18 protein-coding genes and 1 pseudogene are annotated in these 18,744 nt (G+C 59.3%); 12 read left to right on the top strand and 7 right to left on the bottom strand.

Annotation, left to right across the window (positions count from 1 at the left end):
- Positions 1 to 65: 65 nt before the first annotated feature.
- Both UB23_RS13935 and UB23_RS13930 read left to right on the top strand, forming a co-directional pair.
- Positions 66 to 320: a type II toxin-antitoxin system RelE family toxin gene (locus tag UB23_RS13935; RefSeq protein ID WP_045059899.1), complete on the top strand. Its 255-nt coding sequence runs from the start codon at positions 66 to 68 to the stop codon at positions 318 to 320.
- Entirely contained in the window at positions 304 to 627 is a 324-nt protein-coding gene (locus tag UB23_RS13930) for a helix-turn-helix domain-containing protein (protein WP_045059898.1), read from the top strand. Before UB23_RS13935 ends, UB23_RS13930 begins: the two co-directional genes overlap by 17 nt.
- 151 nt (positions 628 to 778) lie before the next feature.
- On the opposite strand, the gene UB23_RS13925 is transcribed toward UB23_RS13930, so the two are convergent.
- Together UB23_RS13925 and UB23_RS13920 are read right to left on the bottom strand one after the other, a co-directional pair.
- Entirely contained in the window at positions 779 to 1,288 is a 510-nt protein-coding gene (locus tag UB23_RS13925; protein WP_045059897.1) for a nucleoside deaminase, read from the bottom strand.
- 62 nt (positions 1,289 to 1,350) lie between these two features.
- Positions 1,351 to 2,685 (bottom strand): nucleobase:cation symporter-2 family protein, encoded by a 1,335-nt coding sequence (locus UB23_RS13920; RefSeq protein WP_045059896.1) that lies wholly within the window; start codon positions 2,683 to 2,685, stop codon positions 1,351 to 1,353.
- Positions 2,686 to 2,867: 182 nt separating this feature from the next.
- Between UB23_RS13920 and UB23_RS13915 the strand changes: the two genes are divergently transcribed.
- Both UB23_RS13915 and UB23_RS13910 read left to right on the top strand, forming a co-directional pair.
- The gene (locus UB23_RS13915; protein WP_045059895.1) at positions 2,868 to 3,782 is read left to right on the top strand and encodes a LysR family transcriptional regulator; all 915 of its coding nucleotides are present in this window, start codon (positions 2,868 to 2,870) and stop codon (positions 3,780 to 3,782) included.
- A 68-nt stretch (positions 3,783 to 3,850) separates the two neighbouring features.
- Positions 3,851 to 4,267, top strand: a complete 417-nt coding sequence (locus UB23_RS13910) for a DUF3010 family protein (protein WP_045059894.1) — start codon at positions 3,851 to 3,853, stop codon at positions 4,265 to 4,267.
- Between the two features lie 30 nt (positions 4,268 to 4,297).
- Here UB23_RS13910 and UB23_RS13905 read toward each other — a convergent pair whose 3' ends face one another.
- Entirely contained in the window at positions 4,298 to 5,242 is a 945-nt protein-coding gene (locus UB23_RS13905; protein ID WP_045059893.1) for a GlxA family transcriptional regulator, read from the bottom strand.
- A 207-nt stretch (positions 5,243 to 5,449) separates the two neighbouring features.
- Between UB23_RS13905 and choX the strand changes: the two genes are divergently transcribed.
- The 5 genes from choX to UB23_RS13880 all read left to right on the top strand — a co-directional run bounded on the left by choX (position 5,450) and on the right by UB23_RS13880 (position 9,832).
- Positions 5,450 to 6,394, top strand: coding sequence for a choline ABC transporter substrate-binding protein (gene choX / locus UB23_RS13900; RefSeq protein WP_045059892.1), 945 nt, complete (start codon positions 5,450 to 5,452; stop codon positions 6,392 to 6,394).
- Positions 6,395 to 6,484: 90 nt separating this feature from the next.
- On the top strand, positions 6,485 to 7,372 hold the full coding sequence (locus tag UB23_RS13895) for a 3-keto-5-aminohexanoate cleavage protein (protein ID WP_045059891.1): 888 nt from the start codon (positions 6,485 to 6,487) through the stop codon (positions 7,370 to 7,372).
- Between the two features lie 140 nt (positions 7,373 to 7,512).
- The gene (locus UB23_RS13890) at positions 7,513 to 8,478 is read left to right on the top strand and encodes an L-carnitine dehydrogenase (protein WP_045059890.1); all 966 of its coding nucleotides are present in this window, start codon (positions 7,513 to 7,515) and stop codon (positions 8,476 to 8,478) included.
- A 147-nt stretch (positions 8,479 to 8,625) separates the two neighbouring features.
- Positions 8,626 to 9,102: a thioesterase family protein gene (locus UB23_RS13885; RefSeq protein ID WP_045059889.1), complete on the top strand. Its 477-nt coding sequence runs from the start codon at positions 8,626 to 8,628 to the stop codon at positions 9,100 to 9,102.
- A gap of 466 nt (positions 9,103 to 9,568) precedes the next feature.
- A complete protein-coding gene (locus tag UB23_RS13880; RefSeq protein ID WP_045059888.1) occupies positions 9,569 to 9,832 on the top strand; it encodes a hypothetical protein in 264 nt (87 codons plus the stop codon).
- An 89-nt stretch (positions 9,833 to 9,921) separates the two neighbouring features.
- Here UB23_RS13880 and UB23_RS13875 read toward each other — a convergent pair whose 3' ends face one another.
- Both UB23_RS13875 and UB23_RS13870 read right to left on the bottom strand, forming a co-directional pair.
- On the bottom strand, positions 9,922 to 11,025 hold the full coding sequence (locus tag UB23_RS13875; protein WP_045059887.1) for a GlxA family transcriptional regulator: 1,104 nt from the start codon (positions 11,023 to 11,025) through the stop codon (positions 9,922 to 9,924).
- A gap of 540 nt (positions 11,026 to 11,565) precedes the next feature.
- On the bottom strand, positions 11,566 to 12,942 hold the full coding sequence (locus UB23_RS13870; protein WP_045059886.1) for an L-serine ammonia-lyase: 1,377 nt from the start codon (positions 12,940 to 12,942) through the stop codon (positions 11,566 to 11,568).
- A gap of 435 nt (positions 12,943 to 13,377) precedes the next feature.
- On the opposite strand from UB23_RS13870, the gene UB23_RS13865 reads away from it, so the two are divergent.
- From UB23_RS13865 to choV, 3 genes are all read left to right on the top strand, one after another.
- The gene (locus tag UB23_RS13865) at positions 13,378 to 14,328 is read left to right on the top strand and encodes a choline ABC transporter substrate-binding protein (protein ID WP_045059885.1); all 951 of its coding nucleotides are present in this window, start codon (positions 13,378 to 13,380) and stop codon (positions 14,326 to 14,328) included.
- Between the two features lie 76 nt (positions 14,329 to 14,404).
- The gene (gene choW / locus UB23_RS13860; protein ID WP_045060006.1) at positions 14,405 to 15,250 is read left to right on the top strand and encodes a choline ABC transporter permease subunit; all 846 of its coding nucleotides are present in this window, start codon (positions 14,405 to 14,407) and stop codon (positions 15,248 to 15,250) included.
- Positions 15,247 to 16,425, top strand: a complete 1,179-nt coding sequence (choV, locus tag UB23_RS13855) for a choline ABC transporter ATP-binding protein (RefSeq protein ID WP_045059884.1) — start codon at positions 15,247 to 15,249, stop codon at positions 16,423 to 16,425. Before choW ends, choV begins: the two co-directional genes overlap by 4 nt.
- A 198-nt stretch (positions 16,426 to 16,623) precedes the next feature.
- Here the strand turns inward: choV and UB23_RS30750 are convergent, their stop codons facing one another.
- The gene (locus UB23_RS30750) at positions 16,624 to 16,983 is read right to left on the bottom strand and encodes a hypothetical protein (protein ID WP_205940125.1); all 360 of its coding nucleotides are present in this window, start codon (positions 16,981 to 16,983) and stop codon (positions 16,624 to 16,626) included.
- A 44-nt stretch (positions 16,984 to 17,027) separates the two neighbouring features.
- A pseudogene (locus tag UB23_RS13850) lies at positions 17,028 to 18,573 on the bottom strand (BCCT family transporter).
- Positions 18,574 to 18,744: the final 171 nt, after the last annotated feature.

The raw sequence follows: 18,744 nt of genomic DNA, 5'->3' as shown, positions 1-18,744 counted from the left end.
TGCCTTTGCCTTCGCGAGAATATAAGTAAAGATTGATAGTCTTATAAAAGACTTATATTCTTCCAATGAACAGCATCCACTGGACACGCAAAGCCGTTAAGCAGCTGTTGAAATTGCACTCCATCCATCAGGTTAAAGTCCGTGATGCTGTCACGCTACTGACTTGCATGCCGGACGTGAACAATGTCAAAGCACTGGTGGGACATGACTACGCCTACCGACTACGAGTGGGTAGCTATCGCGTCATGTTCGACTGGGATGGCGTCATCAAAGTGGTCAGTATTCAAGAGGTCAAGAAACGCGATGAACGCACCTACTGACGTTCAAATCATCAACGATGCGGATGGCAATCCCGCTTTCGTCGTCATTCCCTATGCCCAGTACGTCGCACGCAAAATTGAACCCGATCTGATTCCTCACGAGGTAGTCAGTCGTATCGTTGACGGAGCGACGCCTATTCGCGCCTGGCGTGAACACCTTAACCTCACCCAGGACGAAGTCGCCAAACGTATGGGTATTTCTCAGCCGGCCTTCGCCCAGCAGGAGACAGTTGCCAAGCCTCGAAAGGCGACCCGGGAAAAGATTGCCGCTGCATTTGGAATAGGCGCCGATCAACTCGAACTGTAGGAAATTGCCTCCGTAGAAGCGGTGCAGGAGCTGTGTAGGAGCTGTCGAGTGCAACGAGGCTGCGATCTTTTCCACCATTAAACCCCAGCATCAAACCCCAAAGCCAAGGGAGGCAGCCCCGCCTCCACTCAGCAAAAACCGCCCTACCCAGTCACGTCCAGAACCCTTCATGCGCGCGCGCAGCCTCTGCTTCCAACATCGGCCCGAATGTCGGAATCTGTCGCTGGCCGCGCGCGAACACTTCCCGGCACGGCAACGAGAACGTCGGGTTTTCCGGGTGGCCACCCGTGAGCCCCAGCAAGGCATGCTCGGACAGCGCGTAGACCACTCGGCCAATGCCCGTCCAGTAAATCGCCCCCGCACACATGCAGCAGGGTTCGGCACTGGTGTAGAGCGTGCATTGTGCCAGGTCTGCCGGGCTTAGCAGCTTGGCCGCCTGCGCGGCTGCAGCGAGTTCGGCATGCTGGGTGGGATCGCCTTCCGGCGGCATGGAATTATTGCCCGCCGCCGCAATGATGTTACCGGCCCCATCGGCGACCAGTGCAGCAAACGGATGACGACCACGGGCCTTCGAGTCCTCTGCCAGTTCGAGAGAGCGGCGCAGCAGTTGCAGATCAAGCTCGGTGATGCCGGCAGGTACAGCGCAAGTGAAGCTTGTCATGTAAAACTCCTTATTATGTTCAACTGTGCCCCTGACCGCGTCGGCCAGGGGCTAAACACCTGTCAGTCGGCCAGCTCGGCGGCGGGTGCCACCGGCTCGCGCCTGCTCTGCGGATTGAGCAGGATATTGAGCACAATCGCGGTGATCGCACCGAGGAAGATTCCGCTTTCCAGTACCAGTTTGAGAGTGCCGCTGGCGTGTTCGAACAGCGCCGGGAACGACATCGGCAGCACACCGACGCTTATCGATACGGCAACGATGATTGCGTTGCGAGTCCCCTCGAATGTCACCCGTGAGAGCTCCTGGATACCGGCCACCGTGGTCATGCCGAACATCACCACGGCGCAACCGCCCAACACCGGCGTCGGCACCGCTGCGATCAGCGCACCCAGTTTGGGAAACAGGCCCATCAGCACCATGATTGCCCCCGCCGAAGCCACGACATACCGGCTCTTGACGTTGGAGAGCGCAATTAGGCCGGTGTTTTGGGTGAAGGCGTTGTAGGGGAAGCTGTTGAACAACCCGCCGAGCATTGTTGATAGCCCATCGGCACGGAATGCATTGCCAAGAGTTGTTTGCGTGGTGGTCTTGCCGGTCAATTTGCCGATCGCCAGGCAGTTACCGGTGGTTTCGGCCATGATCACCAACATCGCCAACGTCATGACCAGTATCGGCATCAGTGAAAACTGCGGCATGCCGAAGGCCATGGGCGGGCTCAGCTCGAACCAGGCTGCGCTGCTCACCTGCCCGAAGTGCGTCATGCCGAACGCTGCCGCGATCAGGCTGCCCACGAACAAGCCGATCAATACGCTTAGGTTGCCAATGAAGCCGGAAAACCTGGCATAGATCACCAATGTAACGATGACCGTGGCCAGCCCCAGCAGCAGGTTCGATGGCGCACCGAAATCTGCGGAATCAGGATTGCCGCCACCTAGCCAGATTGCCGCGGCAGGCATCAGGGAAATGCCGATGATGGTGATCAGGCTGCCGATCACCACGGGCGGAAAGAACCGCAGCAACCTACTGAACACGGGCGCCATGGCAATGGTGATCGCCCCCGCCGCGATCACCGCGCCGAACACTTCAGTGAGCCCGAACTCCTTGCCGATCATGATCATTGGTGCCAGCGCAATGAATGAACAGCCCTGTATCAGCGGCAGGCGCGCCCCGAACTTCCAGAAGCCGAGGGTCTGAATCATCGTGGCGATGCCCGACGTCAGCAGATTCGCATTGATCAACGTCACTATCTGCGCCGATGTCAGCCCCAGTGCGCTGCCCAGTATGAGTGGTACCGCCACCGCACCTGCATACATCACCAGTACATGCTGCAAACCGAATGTCACCAACTGGCGAACCGGCAGGATTTCGTCCACCGGATGAACCTGTGAATTGCTCATATCGAATGTCTCCTGAAGTGCTTTTTTCTTGTAGTCCTGGGAGGCGTCCACAGGCCAGGCACAGCGCAAATCGATGCAGCAGAAGAGGTCGTTTCAGGTCCGATATTCTCTGCTTGTAAACGATGGAGCAAATGAGCAACCATCGTTTTTAACGATAGATATATTCGCTTGAGGTCACGCCCATGCAGTTCTCTCTGGACCAGTTGCAAACATTCGTCCAGGCCGTGCACAGCGGGTCGTTCTCGGCGGCCGCGCGCAAGCTGGGCAAGACTCAATCAACCGTGAGCGTGGCGATTTCCAATCTGGAACAGGACCTGGGCGTGGAACTGTTCGATCGCTCGAATCGCAACCCGGTGCTGACCCAGGCCGGCCAGAAAATGTTGTTGCAGGCGCAGTCGGTGCTGGAACGTTGCCTGACCCTCCAGGCCCATGCGGATTGCCTGTCCGACGCGATCGAACCCAGCGTGTCACTGGCCATTGAAACGCCCTACAACGCCGTCATGCCGGTGCTGCTGGAGTTCGAAGAGGCTTTCCCCTATGTCGATCTGGTGATCAGGCACCCTGTATATGGGGATGTCAGCGAACTCGTAGCCCAGGGCCAGGCCGTGCTGGGGATCGCCTTCTCCCAGCCGCAGTACCCGCCGCAGCTCGAATTCCAGCAGATGGGCAAGCTGATCATGCTGCACGTCTGTCACCCCGCACATGCGCTGGCGAAATTGAGCAGCGTGACCTTCGAAGACCTGCACGTGCACCGCCGCCTGGCGTTTAGCGCACACGCCGAAAAGCTGCCCAGCAGCGAGTACCTGCGTTCCACTCGGATCTGGCAGGCCGAAAACTACCTGGCGCTGCTGGAAATGGTCCGTGCCGGCCTCGGTTGGGCCACGTTGCCGCGCCAGTTGATCCAGCGTGAACTGGCCAATGGCGAACTGGTCGAACTGCAGTTGGGTGCGTATCCCCACACCGACTGGCATGTGGGTGTTGACCTGCTCTGGGCCCGTACACGCAAGATGGGCAAAGCCGAACGCTGGCTGAAGACGCGCCTGCAACAGAACAAAGTGTTTGAACTGGATCGTCGGGGGCAGTCCACCACCCTGTAACACTCATGCCGTGACTTCACCTCAAGGCTGCGCCACCATCACACTTCACCGACTTAGAAGGGCACGAAATGAAAATCTGCGGCATTGAAATCAAAGGCAGTGAAGCCATCATCGCCGTCGCGTCCCTCGACAATCAGGCGCTCAGCCACCTGCCCCTGGCCACCAAGAAAATTGCCCTGGACGATGACGACGAAGCGGCCAACGTCAAAGTGTTTGCCGCACAGGTGGCATCGTTCATTCGGGAGAACTCAATCGACCGGATCGTGATCAAGAAGCGCAGTAAGAAAGGCGAGTTTGCCGGTGGGCCGACCACCTTCAAGATCGAGGGAGTTTTTCAGTTGCTGGACAGTTGTGAGGTGACGCTGCTGTCGCCACAGACGATCAATGCCCAGGCCAAGAAGCACAATTTTGAACTGCCGGGGACGCTGAACAAATATCAGCATGAGGCGTACAAGGCGGCGTGTTCTGCGCTGATGAAGAAGTAATAGCCCACGCAGATCCTACATTTTCTGTGTTCATGCTTTTGCGGTACGTCGGTCTTCCCGCGGGCACCGCTCAAACTTCGCCCGATAACTGCGGGTGAAATACGACGGCGATTCAAACCCGCACGCAATGCTCACTTCCAGCACACTCATGTCCGTCTGCCGCAGCAGTTGCCGGGCCTTTTCCAGTCGTAATCGCAGATAGAAATTGCTCGGTGTGTCATTCAAGTGCAAGCGAAACAGGCGCTCCAGCTGGCGCCGCGTCACTTTGATCGATTCGGCCAGGGCCAGCGTACTCAACGGCGGCTCACTGTGGCGTTCCATCTCGCCGATCACCTGCACCAGTTTCTTGTTGCGAATGCCGTACCGACTGGCTACTTCCATGCGCTGGTGATCCTTGCGCGGGCGGATGCGACCGAGTACGAATTGTTCGCTGACCTGAATCGCCAGTTCCGGACCGTGGGCCTGGCCGATGAGATCGAGCATCAGGTCAATTGACGCCGTGCCGCCCGCCGAGGTAATGCGCCTGCGGTCGATCTCGAAAAGCTCCTGGGTGACGCTGAGCAGCGGATAGGACTCCTTGAACGCGTCGATGGCTTCCCAGTGCAGGGTCAGGCGATGGCCCTCAAGCAACCCTGCCTCGGCGAGGACGAAGCTGCCGGTGTCGATGGCGCCCAGGGTCACGCCGTCGCTGTCCAGCCGGCGCAGCCAGTGCTCAAGCGCGGGCGTGGCGAATTTCAGCGGTTCGAAGCCGGCGACTACCAGCAACGTCGCCCCTTTTGCGAGCGGCTCCAGCGCGGCATCGGCGTTGACCGACATGCCGTTACTGGCCAGAACAGCACCGCCATCGGCGCTCAGCACATGCCAGCGATAAAGTTCACCGCGAAAGCGATTGGCCACCCGCAGCGGCTCGATGGCCGAGATAAACCCTATGGCCGAAAAACCCGGCATCAACAAGAAGTAGAAATCCTGGGACATGGAGCGCACTCGACTGGCAGGTAACGAGAGGGCGGGAAGCGTGTGGACGTTGATACGCCAGTTGCAAGCGGCATTCAAGGGGCAGGTCGCTCCAGTGCAAGAGCTGGTCGCCGTAGTGCGTGTTGACGGGGTCTTAGCTGCGTAACTTGGCATCACCGGTGCACATAGACATCGGAACCCACAATAACGTCTGCCGAGGAACCCGACATGAAACGACTCATCAGCAGCTGTGTTCTTGCACTGAGCGGTACCGCTTTCCTGAGCGCCAGTGTCATGGCGGCCGAACCCGCTTCTTGCCAGAACGTACGCATGGGCGTGGTGAACTGGACCGACGTGATCGCCACCAGCGCCATGACTCAGGTGCTGCTAGACGGCCTCGGCTACAACACCAAACAAACCAGCGCGTCCCAGCAAATCATCTTCGCCGGGATCCGCGACCAGCGCCTGGACTTGTTCCTGGGGTACTGGAACCCGCTGATGACCCAGACCATCACTCCTTTCGTCGACGCGAAACAGGTCAAGGTGCTTGATGCGCCAAGCCTCAAAGACGCCCGCGCGACCCTTGCCGTGCCGACCTACCTGGCAGACAAAGGCCTGAAGACTTTCGCCGACATCGCCAGGTTCGAGAAAGAACTGGGCGGCAAGATCTACGGGATCGAGCCAGGCTCGGGTGCCAATACCCAGATCAAGGCGATGATCGCCAAGAACCAGTTCGGCCTGGGCAAATTCCAGCTGGTCGAGTCCAGTGAGGCCGGTATGCTCGCGGCAGTGGATCGTGCCGTGCGGCGCAAGGAAGCCGTGGTGTTCTTCGGCTGGGCGCCGCATCCAATGAACGTTAATGTGCAGATGACCTATCTCACCGGCAGCGACGATGCGCTCGGCCCGAACGAAGGCATGGCCACCGTCTGGACCGTTACCTCGCCGAACTATGCCCAGCAATGCCCGAACATCGGCCGCCTGCTCAGTAACCTGACCTACTCCGCCGAAGACGAGAGCCGGATGATGCAGCCGCTGCTGGATCACAAGGACGCATTCGAATCGGCCAAACAGTGGCTCAATGATCACCCCCAGGACAAACAGCGCTGGCTCGAAGGCGTGACCACCTTCGACGGCAAACCGGCCGCTGAAAACCTGAAACTGACCAGTAAATAAACCCTGACTGAACGCCCAATTGCAGCCCCCAACGGGCTGCTAACGGACTTATCACGCCCGCCATTCCCCTAAAGAACAGGAACCTGCCTCATGAACCACGACGTCATCATCACCTGCGCACTTACCGGTGCTGGCGACACGACCGCCAAGAGCCCGCACATACCGGTCACCCCGAAGCAAATCGCAGCGGCGGCCGTGGAAGCCGCCAAGGCGGGCGCCACCGTGGTGCATTGCCATGTGCGCAGTCCCGAAACCGGCAAGTTCAGCCGGGATGTGGCGCTGTACCGCGAAGTGATGGAGCGCATCCGCGAAGCGGACGTCGACATCATCGTCAACCTGACCGCCGGCATGGGCGGCGACCTGGAAATCGGCGCTGGCGAAAACCCGATGGAATTCGGCCCCAACACTGACCTGGTCGGCCCCCTGACACGCCTGGCCCACGTCGAAGAGCTGCTGCCGGAAATCTGTACCCTGGATTGCGGCACGCTGAACTTCGGCGATGGCGACACCATTTACGTATCCACACCGGCGCAACTGCGCGCGGGCGCCAAGCGCATACAAGAGTTGGGCGTTAAGGCCGAGCTGGAAATCTTCGACACCGGGCACCTGTGGTTTGCCAAGCAGATGATCAAGGAAGGCTTGCTCGATGATCCGCTGTTCCAGCTGTGCCTGGGCATTCCGTGGGGCGCACCGGCCGATACCACCACCATGAAAGCCATGGTCGACAACCTTCCATCCAACGCCGTCTGGGCCGGCTTTGGCATCGGACGCATGCAGATGCCGATGGCTGCGCAAGCGGTACTGCTCGGCGGCAACGTGCGGGTCGGCCTGGAAGACAACATCTGGCTGGACAAGGGCGTGTTGGCCACCAATGGCCAGTTGGTGGAGCGCGCCAGCGAAATCCTCAGCCGCCTCGGCGCCCGTGTCCTGACCCCAGCCGAAGGCCGGGCAAAAATGGGCCTGACCAAGCGCGGCTGAGCCGAATCACACCTCACCTGTGGGAGCGGGCTTGCCCGCGATAGCGCCGGTACTACCGATACATTTTCTTCGGCAGGAATACCGTCATCGCGGGCAAGCCCGCTCCCACAGGGATCACCGAATTCTTTTAGGAAGTCGCCATGACGTTCATCACCGAAATCAAAACCTTCGCCGCCCTGGGCAGCGGTGTCATCGGCAGCGGCTGGGTGTCCCGCGCCCTCGCCCACGGCCTCAACGTAGTGGCCTGGGACCCCGCGCCTGGTGCTGAAGCCGCCCTGCGCAAACGCGTCGCCAACGCTTGGGGCGCCCTGGAAAAACAAGGCCTGGCCCCCGGCGCTTCGCAGGATCGCCTGCGCTTTGTCGCGACCATCGAAGAGTGTGTGCGCGATGCCGATTTCATTCAGGAAAGCGCCCCCGAGCGCCTGGACCTGAAACTCGAATTGCACAGCAAGATCAGTGCAGCAGCCAAACCCGACGCCTTGATCGGCTCCAGCACTTCGGGCCTGTTACCCAGCGAGTTCTACGAGAGTTCGACCCACCCGGAACGCTGCGTCGTTGGCCACCCGTTCAACCCGGTTTACCTGCTGCCCCTGGTGGAAGTGGTGGGCGGTAAAAACACGGCTCCGGAAGCTGTTCAAGCGGCGATGAAAGTCTACGAATCCCTGGGCATGCGTCCGCTGCATGTGCGCAAGGAAGTACCCGGCTTTATCGCCGACCGATTGCTCGAAGCGCTGTGGCGTGAGGCGCTGCACCTGGTGAACGATGGTGTGGCGACCACCGGTGAAATCGATGATGCCATTCGCTTTGGCGCGGGTCTGCGCTGGTCGTTCATGGGTACTTTCCTGACCTATACCCTCGCAGGCGGCGATGCCGGCATGCGGCATTTCATGGCGCAGTTTGGCCCGGCGTTGCAGTTGCCGTGGACCTACCTGCCGGCGCCGGAACTGACCGACAAGTTGATTGACGATGTGGTCGACGGGACCAGTGATCAATTGGGTACCCACAGCATTTCAGCGCTGGAGCGCTATCGTGATGATTGCCTGTTGGCGGTGCTGGAAGCGGTGAAAACCACCAAGCAGAAGCACGGGATGGCTTTTAGCGAGTAGAGCATCAGCAGGCCTGGCCCTATCGCGAGCAGGTTCGCTTCCACACTGATTGCAGGTTGGCCAGCTATGGGAGCAACCCCTAGTGTGGGAGCGAGCCTGCTCGCGATGGGGCCAGCCCAGCCTCCCTCATCATCGGAACCAGAAACAATGTCTACCCTCACCACCTACCAAACCACAATCATCCCCGACTGGGTCGACTACAACGGCCACCTGCGAGACGCGTTCTACCTGCTGATCTTCAGCTACGCCACCGACGCCCTGATGGATCGCCTCGGCATGGACAGCAGCCACCGAGAAGCCAGCGGCAACTCGCTCTTCACCCTCGAACTGCACCTCAATTACCTGCACGAAGTGAAGCTCGACGCCGAGGTCGAAGTACACACCCGGATCATCGGCCACGACAGCAAGCGCTTGCACCTTTATCACAGCCTGCACCTAGTGGGTGATGTCAAGGAGCTGGCGGGTAATGAGCAAATGCTGCTGCACGTCGACCTCGCTGGCCCCCGATCGGCGCCCTTCGGCGAAGACACCCTGGCCAGGCTTCAAGCCCTCGTCGCCGGGCAAACCGACGTGCCGCCGCCCCAGTACATTGGTCGAGTGATCGCATTACCCGCAAAAAAATAACCAGGAGATCGCCGTTGAACGACGCCGTTTTTGCCGACTTCCGAAATGAAGTATTGCAGCGCTGAAACCGCGTCATCGTTCATCGCGGGCAAGCCTTGCTCCCACAGGATCGCGGAGACCACAAACTTGAGCGCCGACTCTTAACCTGGGGAGCGGCGGTTCGACTTGCCCGCGAAGGCATCAGCCCAGGCACAACATCCTTCGCTGATCCACAGGCAAAAAAAACCCCGATCAAGCCGTGACAGGATCGAGGCAGAGGTGGGTACTGTTGAGGAGCCGTTGCGCGAGGGTGACCAACCTTCGTGAAGCCAGCTGTAACCAGTGTGCCGACTCCTCTCTTAACGCAATTAGCCGAAAACGACCTGTTCATAGGTATCGCGGCCATTACGAAAAATCGCCCTTGCCGCCACCGCGCCCCCCGATGAGAATCGAGATACGACACCGTTCCCTGAAGAAGGATTGCGTCATGATGCACGCCGATTTGATTGACCAGGAAGACCTGTTGGGCCAGCTGAAGTCATTGGGCTTTCAAGTACCCAGCGGCTCTACAGCCGAGCAGGCTTGCGAATGCGCGGTGCGCGGTTTGAACGATGAACGGGCGATAACGCTACGGACCATGGTCAAGCAGATGTATACCAGCAGCGCTACCATCCTGCCGGCTGTGCGCCAGGCGATCGACAGGCAATTGCTGCCAGCATTGGCGGCGTATCAGCAGAGCCGTAGCGCCTGATAGGAAGCCATCGCGGGCAAGCCTTGCTCCGACAGATAACAGCAGCAATCTGTGGGAGCAAGGCTTGCCCGCGATGAAGGCGACTCGGTTTAGAGCCTTACGCTGGCAAAAGTCGACTCATTACGCGCCTGACTCAATGCCGACAACGGCCCCGACAATGGCGACAGCACCAGTGCCTGCGGCAGCGGCATCATTGCTACCTGCTGCGTGGTGTTGGAACCCACACGTTCGTCACGCGGCGGAATACCGAAGTATTCGCGATAGCACTTGGAAAAATGCGGAGTGGACACGAAGCCACATACCGACGCCACTTCGATAATCGACATCGGTGTTTGCTTGAGCAACTGCCGGGCGCGGATCAGGCGCAGTTTCAGGTAGTAGCGCGACGGCGAACAATGCAGGTACTTCTGGAACAACCGCTCCAGCTGACGACGCGACACCGCGACGTATACCGCCAGCTCATCCAGGTCGATCGGCTCTTCCAGATTGGCCTCCATCAGCGCGACGATTTCCTGCAACTTCGGCTGGTTGGTACCAAGCATGTGCTTGAGCGGCACACGCTGGTGATCCTGCTCATTGCGGATGCGCTCGTAGACGAACATTTCCGAGATCGCGGCCGACAGTTCGCGTCCGTGATCACGGCTGATCAGGTGCAGCATCATGTCCAGCGGCGCAGTGCCACCAGAGCTGGTGAAGCGATTACGGTCGAGGGTGAACAACCGGGTGCTCATGGCCACGCGCGGGAAAGCTTCCTGCATCGATGCCAGGCATTCCCAGTGCACGCTGCAATCAAAACCGTCCAGCAGCCCGGCGCACGCCAGGGCCCAGCTACCCGTGCACACTGCGCCGAGACGACGCGACTGGCGCGCCTGGCTCTGTAGCCATGAAACGTGTTCGCGGGTGACCGTGCGCTGGATACCGATACCACCGCAGACAATGATGGTGTCCAGCGCGGGAGCCTTGTGCATGGAGCAATCGGGGGTGATCTGCAGGCCGTCACTGGCCCAGACCTGCCCGCCATCGACGGTGAGTGTGGTCCAGCGATACAGCTCGCGACCGGACAACTGGTTGGCCATGCGCAGTGGTTCCACTGCGGACGCCAGAGAAATCAGCGTGAAATTGTCCAGCAGCAAAAAGCCGATGGATTGAGGCGCACGGTTCTGGGGTTGAGTCCCGGAGTTGAACGTCGTCATCGCAATATCTCCTCACACAAAGCGGGTGATGGCCTCAGGCGGAGGCTCTTGTTATTGCCATCGTTCTCGCGTGGGAGACGGGCTTTGTAATGACAGAGCAATTGCCATGCCTAAAATTGAATGCGCGTTCAATAACTCCTGAAAACGACGTCGGAATGTGTCTGTATATGACCACGTAGAGTGGGGGGATATAAGTGCCATGAATCGCATCAAGCGCTCTGTCCCTTAGCGTGTGAGCAAATCGGTAGCACTTGTGGGAACAGGGCTGCGGCGTGTATTGAAAGAGTGTCACCACAAGCACAGGTGACAGGCGGTCAGCGACGATTGGGATCCCTGATCCTGTCGAAGTCGCTTATCTGTAAGCGACGCGCTAAAAGGTGGCGTATCAAGGATGGTGTGTTCACTTTGCGCGCGGTTTTGACTGATCTGGCAACATCGCGGGCAAGCCCGCTCCCACAGGGATCTGTGGTGTGCCCCACTTCTTGGTTGCACAGCAAATCCTGTGGGAGCGGGCTTGCCCGCGATGGGTTCAACCCGATATCAGCACTCCACCGCACTGACCGCTAATCCACCGCGCGAGGTTTCCTTATATTTGTCATGCATGTCCGCCCCGGTATCACGCATAGTCCGGATCACGCGGTCCAGCGAGATAAAGTGCTGCCCGTCACCGCGCAACGCCATCTGCGCCGCATTGATCGCCTTCACCGCGGCAATTGCATTACGCTCGATGCAAGGCACCTGCACCAGTCCGCCCACGGGGTCACACGTCAGCCCCAGGTTGTGTTCAAGTCCAATCTCAGCCGCGTTGCACAGCTGCTCCGGCGTGGCACCGAGGATCTCCGCCAACCCCGCCGCCGCCATGGCGCAGGCCGAACCGACCTCACCCTGGCAGCCGACTTCAGCCCCGGAGATGGAAGCGTTCTTCTTGCACAGGATCCCCACAGCCGCCGCGCTCAGGAAATAGTCGACGACATTGGCGTCAGTCACCGCTTCGCTGAACTTCATGAAGTAATGCAGCACCGCAGGAATGATCCCCGCCGCGCCGTTGGTCGGCGCCGTGACCATGCGCCCACCCGCCGCATTCTCTTCGTTGACGGCCAGGGCGAACAGGTTGACCCATTCCATGGCACTCAGCGTCGAGCCGATCACATTCGGCTTGCCCAGCTCCTGCAAGCTGCGGTGCAACCTGGCGGCGCGACGTCGCACATTCAGGCCACCGGGCAGGATGCCTTCATGCTTGAGGCCTTGCTCGACGCACTCCTGCATGGCTCGCCAGAGCTTCATCAGGCCGGCACGAATTTCGTCTTCACTGCGCCAGACCTTTTCGTTGGCCATCATCAGTTCGGCAACTCGCAGGTTGTGCTTCTGGCACAAGCTCAACAACTCGACCGCGCTGGAAAAATCGTAAGGCAACTCGGTGCGGTCCATATCCACCACGCCGCTACTGGCCTGTGCCTGATCCACGACAAAACCGCCACCCACTGAATAGTAGGTATCGCGGTGCAGTTCTCCCGTATCACCTTCAACCACCAACGTCATGGCATTGGGATGGAACGGCAGGTTTTCATCGATCAGGCGCATGTCCCGGGCCCAGATGAACGGCACCGGCAGATGACCATCGAGCAATAACTCGTCGGTTTCGCGCAGGGTGGCGATACGAATGCCGATTTGCGACGGATCGATCGCGTCCGGCCACTCACCCATCAGGCCCATGATCACCGCATTGTCGCTACCGTGACCGATGCCGGTGGCCGACAGCGAACCATACAGCTGCACTTCGACGCGCCGGACCTGATCCAGCAGCCCCTTCTCACGCAGGCCCTGCACGAACAGTGCGGCGGCGCGCATAGGCCCCACCGTGTGCGAACTGGAAGGGCCGATGCCGATTTTGAACAGGTCGAAAACGCTGATAGCCATTACTGCCGAACTCCTGGATATGCCCAACTCCAGACGCAAAAGCGCCCAGTGACGGAGCTGCTACGCTCAAGCTGCAATCCGCCGATGTGGCTGCATCATCAGGCTTTTACCCGGTCGTTCGACGTCTCGAACCGACGCACTCTTGTCCACCAACGCCGCGAGTCGCCAACGCTATGGTTCCGCCGTTTTTTTACGGCGCAGAGGTACAAACAGGGCAGAAAAAAGCTGTAAACGACGTCACCGACACTGGATGCGACCATCCCTGTACTGGTTACGACGCACCCTGTAGGCGTCAGATTTTCACTGGTACATGATCGTATCGACTCGATTGCAAGGCGCCGAGGTAGAGCTGTCTGAAAACGCCATCCAACCGCAACCTATAAGTGCGGTGGTCCAGTCGGAACACTGCCGAAAAAAACACCAAGGAGTCAGTCAATGAAAGGTTCCCCGTCGTTGTTGTTGGCCGCCATGCTTAGTCTGCCGGTTCTGGCGCAAGCTGCAGAACCGGCCCAGTGCAGCACCGTAAACTTCTCCGATGTCGGCTGGACCGACATCACCGTCACCACCGCTACCACCAGCGTCGTGCTCGACGCACTGGGGTACAAGACCAAAACTACAATGATCTCCGTGCCGGTGACCTACAAGTCGCTGGCAGATGGCAAGAACATGGACGTGTTCCTGGGCAACTGGATGCCAACCATGGAGAACGACATCAAGGCCTATCGTGATGCCGGTACCGTGGAGACCCTGCGCGCCAACCTGGAAAACGCGAAATACACCCTCGCCGTTCCCGAAGAGTTGTATAACAAGGGGCTGAAGGATTTCGCCGACATCGCCAAGTTCAAGAAAGAGCTCGATGGCAAGATCTACGGCATCGAACCTGGCAACGACGGCAATCGTCTGATCCAGAGCATGATCGACAAGAACGCCTTCGGCCTCAAGGAAGCCGGCTTCAAGGTCGTCGAGTCCAGCGAGGCAGGCATGCTCTCGCAAGTCGATCGCGCGCAGCGGCGCAATACCGCCGTGGTATTCCTGGGCTGGGAGCCACACCCGATGAACACGCGCTTCAAGATGAAGTACCTGACCGGCGGCGATGATTTCTTCGGCCCCAACTTCGGCCAGGCGACCATCTTCACCAACACCCGCAAGGGCTACGCCCAGGAATGCAGCAACGTTGGTCAACTGCTCAAGAACCTGGCGTTCACCCTCGACATGGAAAGCACGCTGATGGGCAACGTCCTGGACGACAAGATGAAGCCTGACGCGGCTGCCAAGGCCTGGCTGAAAAAGAATCCACAGGTGCTCGATACCTGGCTCGCTGGCGTAACCACCATTGACGGTAAACCAGGCCTGGAGGCCGTGAAAGCCAAACTCGCGCAGCCTTGAATTCAGGAGCATCGTTTATGCCGGGTGAGCGTGCTCACCCGGGCTGTTATTTCCTTGCATGCGGACGTTCAATACCATGCTGATTGATCAGAAAATCCCTCTAGGCCAGTACATTGCGAGCTTCGTCGAATGGTTGACGCAACATGGCGCCAACACCTTCGACGCCATCGCCGTGTCTCTGGAAACGATGATCCACGGCGTGACTTTTGCGCTGACCTGGTTCAACCCGCTGGCATTGATCGGCCTTATCGCACTACTTGCGCATTTCATTCAACGAAAGTGGGGACTGACAGTTTTCGTCATCGCCTCCTTCCTGCTGATCCTCAACCTGGGATACTGGCAGGAAACCATGGAAACCCTCGCCCAGGTGTTGTTCGCCACCCTGGTCTGCGTGGTCATCGGCGTGCCGCTGGGCATCGTTGCCGCGCATAAGCCGATGTTCTACACCATGATGCGTCCGGTGCTCGATCTGATGCAGACCGTGCCGACCTTCGTCTACCTCATTCCTACCCTGACCCTCTTCGGGCTGGGCGTGGTGCCGGGGCTTATCTCCACGGTGGTGTTCGCGATCGCCGCGCCCATCCGCCTGACTTACCTGGGTATCCGGGATGTTCCACAGGAACTGATGGACGCCGGCAAAGCCTTCGGCTGCTCGCGTCGTCAATTGCTCTCACGGATTGAACTGCCCCACGCGATGCCAAGCATTGCGGCCGGTATCACCCAGTGCATCATGCTGTCGTTGTCGATGGTGGTGATTGCCGCACTGGTGGGCGCCGATGGCCTGGGCAAACCCGTGGTCAACGCACTGAACACTGCTGATATCGCCCTGGGCTTCGAAGCGGGCCTGGCGATCGTACTGCTGGCGATCATGCTCGACCGTATCTGCAAACAACCCGACGCTAAAGTAGGGGGTGACGCATGAGCATTATTCGCTTCGAAGACGTCGACGTAATCTTTTCCAAGGACCCGCGCGAGGCGCTCAAGCTACTCGATCAGGGCATGACCCGCGACCAGATCCTGAAAAAAACCGGGCAAATCGTCGGCGTGGAAAAAGCCAGCCTGGATGTCGATAAAGGTGAAATCTGCGTACTGATGGGCCTGTCCGGTTCCGGCAAATCCAGCCTGCTGCGCTGCATCAACGGCCTCAATACCGTGAGTCGTGGCAAGCTGTTCGTCGAACACGAAGGCAAGCAGATCGACATCGCTTCCTGTACCCCGGCAGAGCTGAAGATGATGCGCACCAAGCGCATCGCCATGGTGTTCCAGAAGTTCGCCCTGATGCCTTGGCTGACGGTGCGGGAAAACATCAGCTTCGGCCTGGAAATGCAGGGGCGTCCGGAGAAGGAACGCAAGAAGCTGGTCGATGAAAAACTCGAGCTGGTCGGCCTGACCCAGTGGCGCAACAAAAAGCCCGACGAGCTATCCGGCGGCATGCAGCAACGTGTAGGCCTGGCCCGTGCGCTGGCGATGGACGCCGACATTCTGCTGATGGACGAACCCTTCTCGGCCCTCGACCCGCTGATTCGCCAGGGCCTGCAAGATGAATTGCTGGAACTGCAGAGCAAGCTCAGCAAGACCATCGTCTTCGTGAGTCATGACCTTGATGAGGCCCTGAAGCTGGGCAGTCGCATCGCGATCATGAAAGACGGCCGGATCATCCAGTACAGCAAGCCGGAAGAGATCGTTTTGAACCCTGCGGACGATTACGTGCGCACCTTCGTCGCCCACACCAACCCGTTGAACGTGCTGTGCGGCCGCAGCCTCATGCGCACCCTGGACAAGTGCAAACGCATCAACGGTTCGGTATGCCTCGACCCGGGCGGCGATTCATGGCTGGACCTGGCCGAAGGCAACACCATCAAGGGCGCCCGCCAGAACGGTGCGAGCCTGGATCTGCAGAACTGGGCACCCGGACAGGCAGTGGACGGCCTGGGTCGTCGGCCGACCCTGGTGGACTCCAATATCGGCATGCGCGATGCGCTGCAGATTCGCTACCAGACCGGCAACAAACTGGTGCTGCATGACAACAACAAAGTGGTAGGGATCCTCGGTGACAGCGAGCTATACCACGCGCTGCTCGGCAAGAACCTGGGGTAACACAACAGACACAAAAACGCCGCGAGAGGATCGCGGCGTTTTCGTTTATGGGATATCGGGTGATGCAGTCGTTGAAGTAGAAGCCCCCATCGCCAGCAGGCTGGCTCCCACATTGGAATGCATGCTCTTGTGGGAGCCAGCCTGCTGGCGATAAAGCCGATGCGGTGCTTCAGACAGCAACACCGCTTACTTGACTACTCAGCTATAGACCCGGCCAAGGAGCTGCCGATGGCTTTCAAACTGATCGAGCACGTCACGGGTGATCTGATCCTGAGTGAAACCCATCAGATCGTAATCCTGGCTGCCATTGTGCAGGTAAACCTCGGCGCGGTAGTAGCGTGCCCGGGGTTCATCGACACTTTCAGCCGAGACCGTCTCGCTTGCCGCCGCCAGGTAGCCATCCAGGCTCACTTCGTAGACAAACGGGTTACCCTCTTCCATCTCGATCCGCAGGCCCATGCAGCGCTTGGCCTTGCCCAGCAATGTCTGCACATCCAGGCCTTGGCCACGCAACAGAACCGCCGCCTCTTCCAGCGCCGGAGTTACCTGCTTGTCCATGAAACGTTGAACGATCGACTGGTTCGGTTGCAGGTCCAGCTGGGTCAGGCGCTCGCTGAAACCGCGCCGCCCACGGGCTGCGAGCTCCGCCTGCTCCTGTTCGATTTGCACGTCCTGGCGCATGGCCTTGTGCAAGCCGAACATGAAGAACACCAGCACCACCGAGAACGGCAGGCCAGCCAGCACCACCATGGTTTGCATGGCTTCGAAGTTACCGGCGAACAGCAGGCCGATGGTCACCAGCGTGATCACCGCAGACCAGAAGATCCGCAACCAGTGCGGCGCATCTTCATCAACGTTGCCACCCTTGCACGACAGGTTCGCCATCATCACCGCGCCGGAATCCGCCGGCGTCAGGAACAGCACGAAACCCACGAAGATCGACACGCCGATCACCACTTTCGACGCCGGGTAGTGCTCGAGAAGCTGGTAGATCGCCATGGACGGCTGTTCCAGCGCGGTCTTGCCGAGCTCCACTGCACCATGGTTCATCACCAGGTCCAGGGCCGAGTTACCGAAGATCGACAGCCACGCCAGGGTGAAGCCCAGGGGAATCAGCAACACGCCGGCCACCAGTTCACGCACCGTGCGCCCACGGGAAATACGCGCGATGAACATGCCCACGAACGGTGCCCAGGAGATCCACCAGGCCCAATAGAACAGGGTCCACAGGCCCATCCAGCGCTCGGTCTTGTCAGCGTCGCCTTCATACACATAGAGGTCGAAGGTTTTCAGCACCACGCCGTTGAGGTAGTCGCCAATGTTCTGCACAAAACCGTTGAGCAGATGCAGCGTCGGGCCGAACAGCAGGACGAAGATCAACAGGCCGCTGAAAAGGATGATGTTCAGGTTGGACAGCCGACGAATGCCATTCTCCACACCCGACACGGCAGCAATGGTCGCCACGGTGCTCATCACGATGATCACAATCAGCAGGTTGGTGTTGCTGTGCTCCATGCCGAACAGGTTTTCCAGGCCCGACGACACTTGCAGAGACCCGATCCCCAGATTGGTCACCAGGCCCAGCAGGGTCACGAACATCCCGAAGCCATCCACCGCATGACCGGCCGCGCCCTTGACCCAGCGCTCGCCCACCAGTGGATACAGCGCCGAACGCAGCGCCAGCGGCTGGTTATGACGGTAGGCAAAATACGCCACGGCAAGGCCGACCAGCGCATAAATCGCCCAGCCATGCAGGCCCCAGTGCAGGAACGTCAGCTGTACCGCCTGACGTGCAGCCATGTTGCTGCCGGCCACGCCTTCCGGCGGGTTGAAGTAGTGATCCAGCGGTTCGGATGCACCGAAGTACAACAGCGAGATGCCGATACCCGACGAGAACAGCATGCCCGCCCAGGCGCCATAGCTGAAGTCCGGGGTGTCGTCCTTGCTGCCCAGTTTGAGTTTGCCGTAGGACGAGAACGCCAGGCCGATGACAAACACCAGGTAAGCGGCAATCACCACCATGTAGTACCAGCCGAAGCTGCGGGACAACCAGGCCTGGGCGACGCCGAGCACTCTGCCGGCCTCTTGCGGGGCAATGATCAGAATGGCGGTCAACAACAGGATCAGCGCGGTAGAGGTGTAGAACACCCAACCGTTGACCGTCACCTTCTCGGGTGGGGTCTTTATAAGAGAGGCAGAACTCATGGCACAGATGCTCCGGGCAGTGCGAGAGAAGAACACAAGGCAAAGCGGTACCCGACCAATCGGTTAGTTGGCAGCCGACCAGCGGGTGATATAAAGACACCCCGAAAATGCCTG

The organism is Pseudomonas sp. ES3-33 (assembly GCF_000952175.1).
In the GTDB taxonomy this organism is placed as follows: Bacteria; Pseudomonadota; Gammaproteobacteria; order Pseudomonadales; family Pseudomonadaceae; genus Aquipseudomonas; species Aquipseudomonas gregormendelii.
The sequence above is the reverse complement of the archived record's forward strand: the minus strand, read 5'-3'. Positions and strand labels throughout refer to the sequence as shown.

Bases quoted from the DNA above. Each gene is read 5' to 3' on its own strand.
- UB23_RS13935 (WP_045059899.1), top strand. From the start codon at position 66: ATGAACAGCATCCACTGGACACGCAAAGCCGTTAAGCAGCTGTTGAAA.
- UB23_RS13930 (WP_045059898.1), top strand. From the start codon at position 304: ATGAACGCACCTACTGACGTTCAAATCATCAACGATGCGGATGGCAAT.
- UB23_RS13925 (WP_045059897.1), bottom strand. From the start codon at position 1,288: ATGACAAGCTTCACTTGCGCTGTACCTGCCGGCATCACCGAGCTTGAT.
- UB23_RS13920 (WP_045059896.1), bottom strand. From the start codon at position 2,685: ATGAGCAATTCACAGGTTCATCCGGTGGACGAAATCCTGCCGGTTCGC.
- UB23_RS13915 (WP_045059895.1), top strand. From the start codon at position 2,868: ATGCAGTTCTCTCTGGACCAGTTGCAAACATTCGTCCAGGCCGTGCAC.
- UB23_RS13910 (WP_045059894.1), top strand. From the start codon at position 3,851: ATGAAAATCTGCGGCATTGAAATCAAAGGCAGTGAAGCCATCATCGCC.
- UB23_RS13905 (WP_045059893.1), bottom strand. From the start codon at position 5,242: ATGTCCCAGGATTTCTACTTCTTGTTGATGCCGGGTTTTTCGGCCATA.
- choX (WP_045059892.1), top strand. From the start codon at position 5,450: ATGAAACGACTCATCAGCAGCTGTGTTCTTGCACTGAGCGGTACCGCT.
- UB23_RS13895 (WP_045059891.1), top strand. From the start codon at position 6,485: ATGAACCACGACGTCATCATCACCTGCGCACTTACCGGTGCTGGCGAC.
- UB23_RS13890 (WP_045059890.1), top strand. From the start codon at position 7,513: ATGACGTTCATCACCGAAATCAAAACCTTCGCCGCCCTGGGCAGCGGT.
- UB23_RS13885 (WP_045059889.1), top strand. From the start codon at position 8,626: ATGTCTACCCTCACCACCTACCAAACCACAATCATCCCCGACTGGGTC.
- UB23_RS13880 (WP_045059888.1), top strand. From the start codon at position 9,569: ATGATGCACGCCGATTTGATTGACCAGGAAGACCTGTTGGGCCAGCTG.
- UB23_RS13875 (WP_045059887.1), bottom strand. From the start codon at position 11,025: ATGACGACGTTCAACTCCGGGACTCAACCCCAGAACCGTGCGCCTCAA.
- UB23_RS13870 (WP_045059886.1), bottom strand. From the start codon at position 12,942: ATGGCTATCAGCGTTTTCGACCTGTTCAAAATCGGCATCGGCCCTTCC.
- UB23_RS13865 (WP_045059885.1), top strand. From the start codon at position 13,378: ATGAAAGGTTCCCCGTCGTTGTTGTTGGCCGCCATGCTTAGTCTGCCG.
- choW (WP_045060006.1), top strand. From the start codon at position 14,405: ATGCTGATTGATCAGAAAATCCCTCTAGGCCAGTACATTGCGAGCTTC.
- choV (WP_045059884.1), top strand. From the start codon at position 15,247: ATGAGCATTATTCGCTTCGAAGACGTCGACGTAATCTTTTCCAAGGAC.
- UB23_RS30750 (WP_205940125.1), bottom strand. From the start codon at position 16,983: ATGGACAAGCAGGTAACTCCGGCGCTGGAAGAGGCGGCGGTTCTGTTG.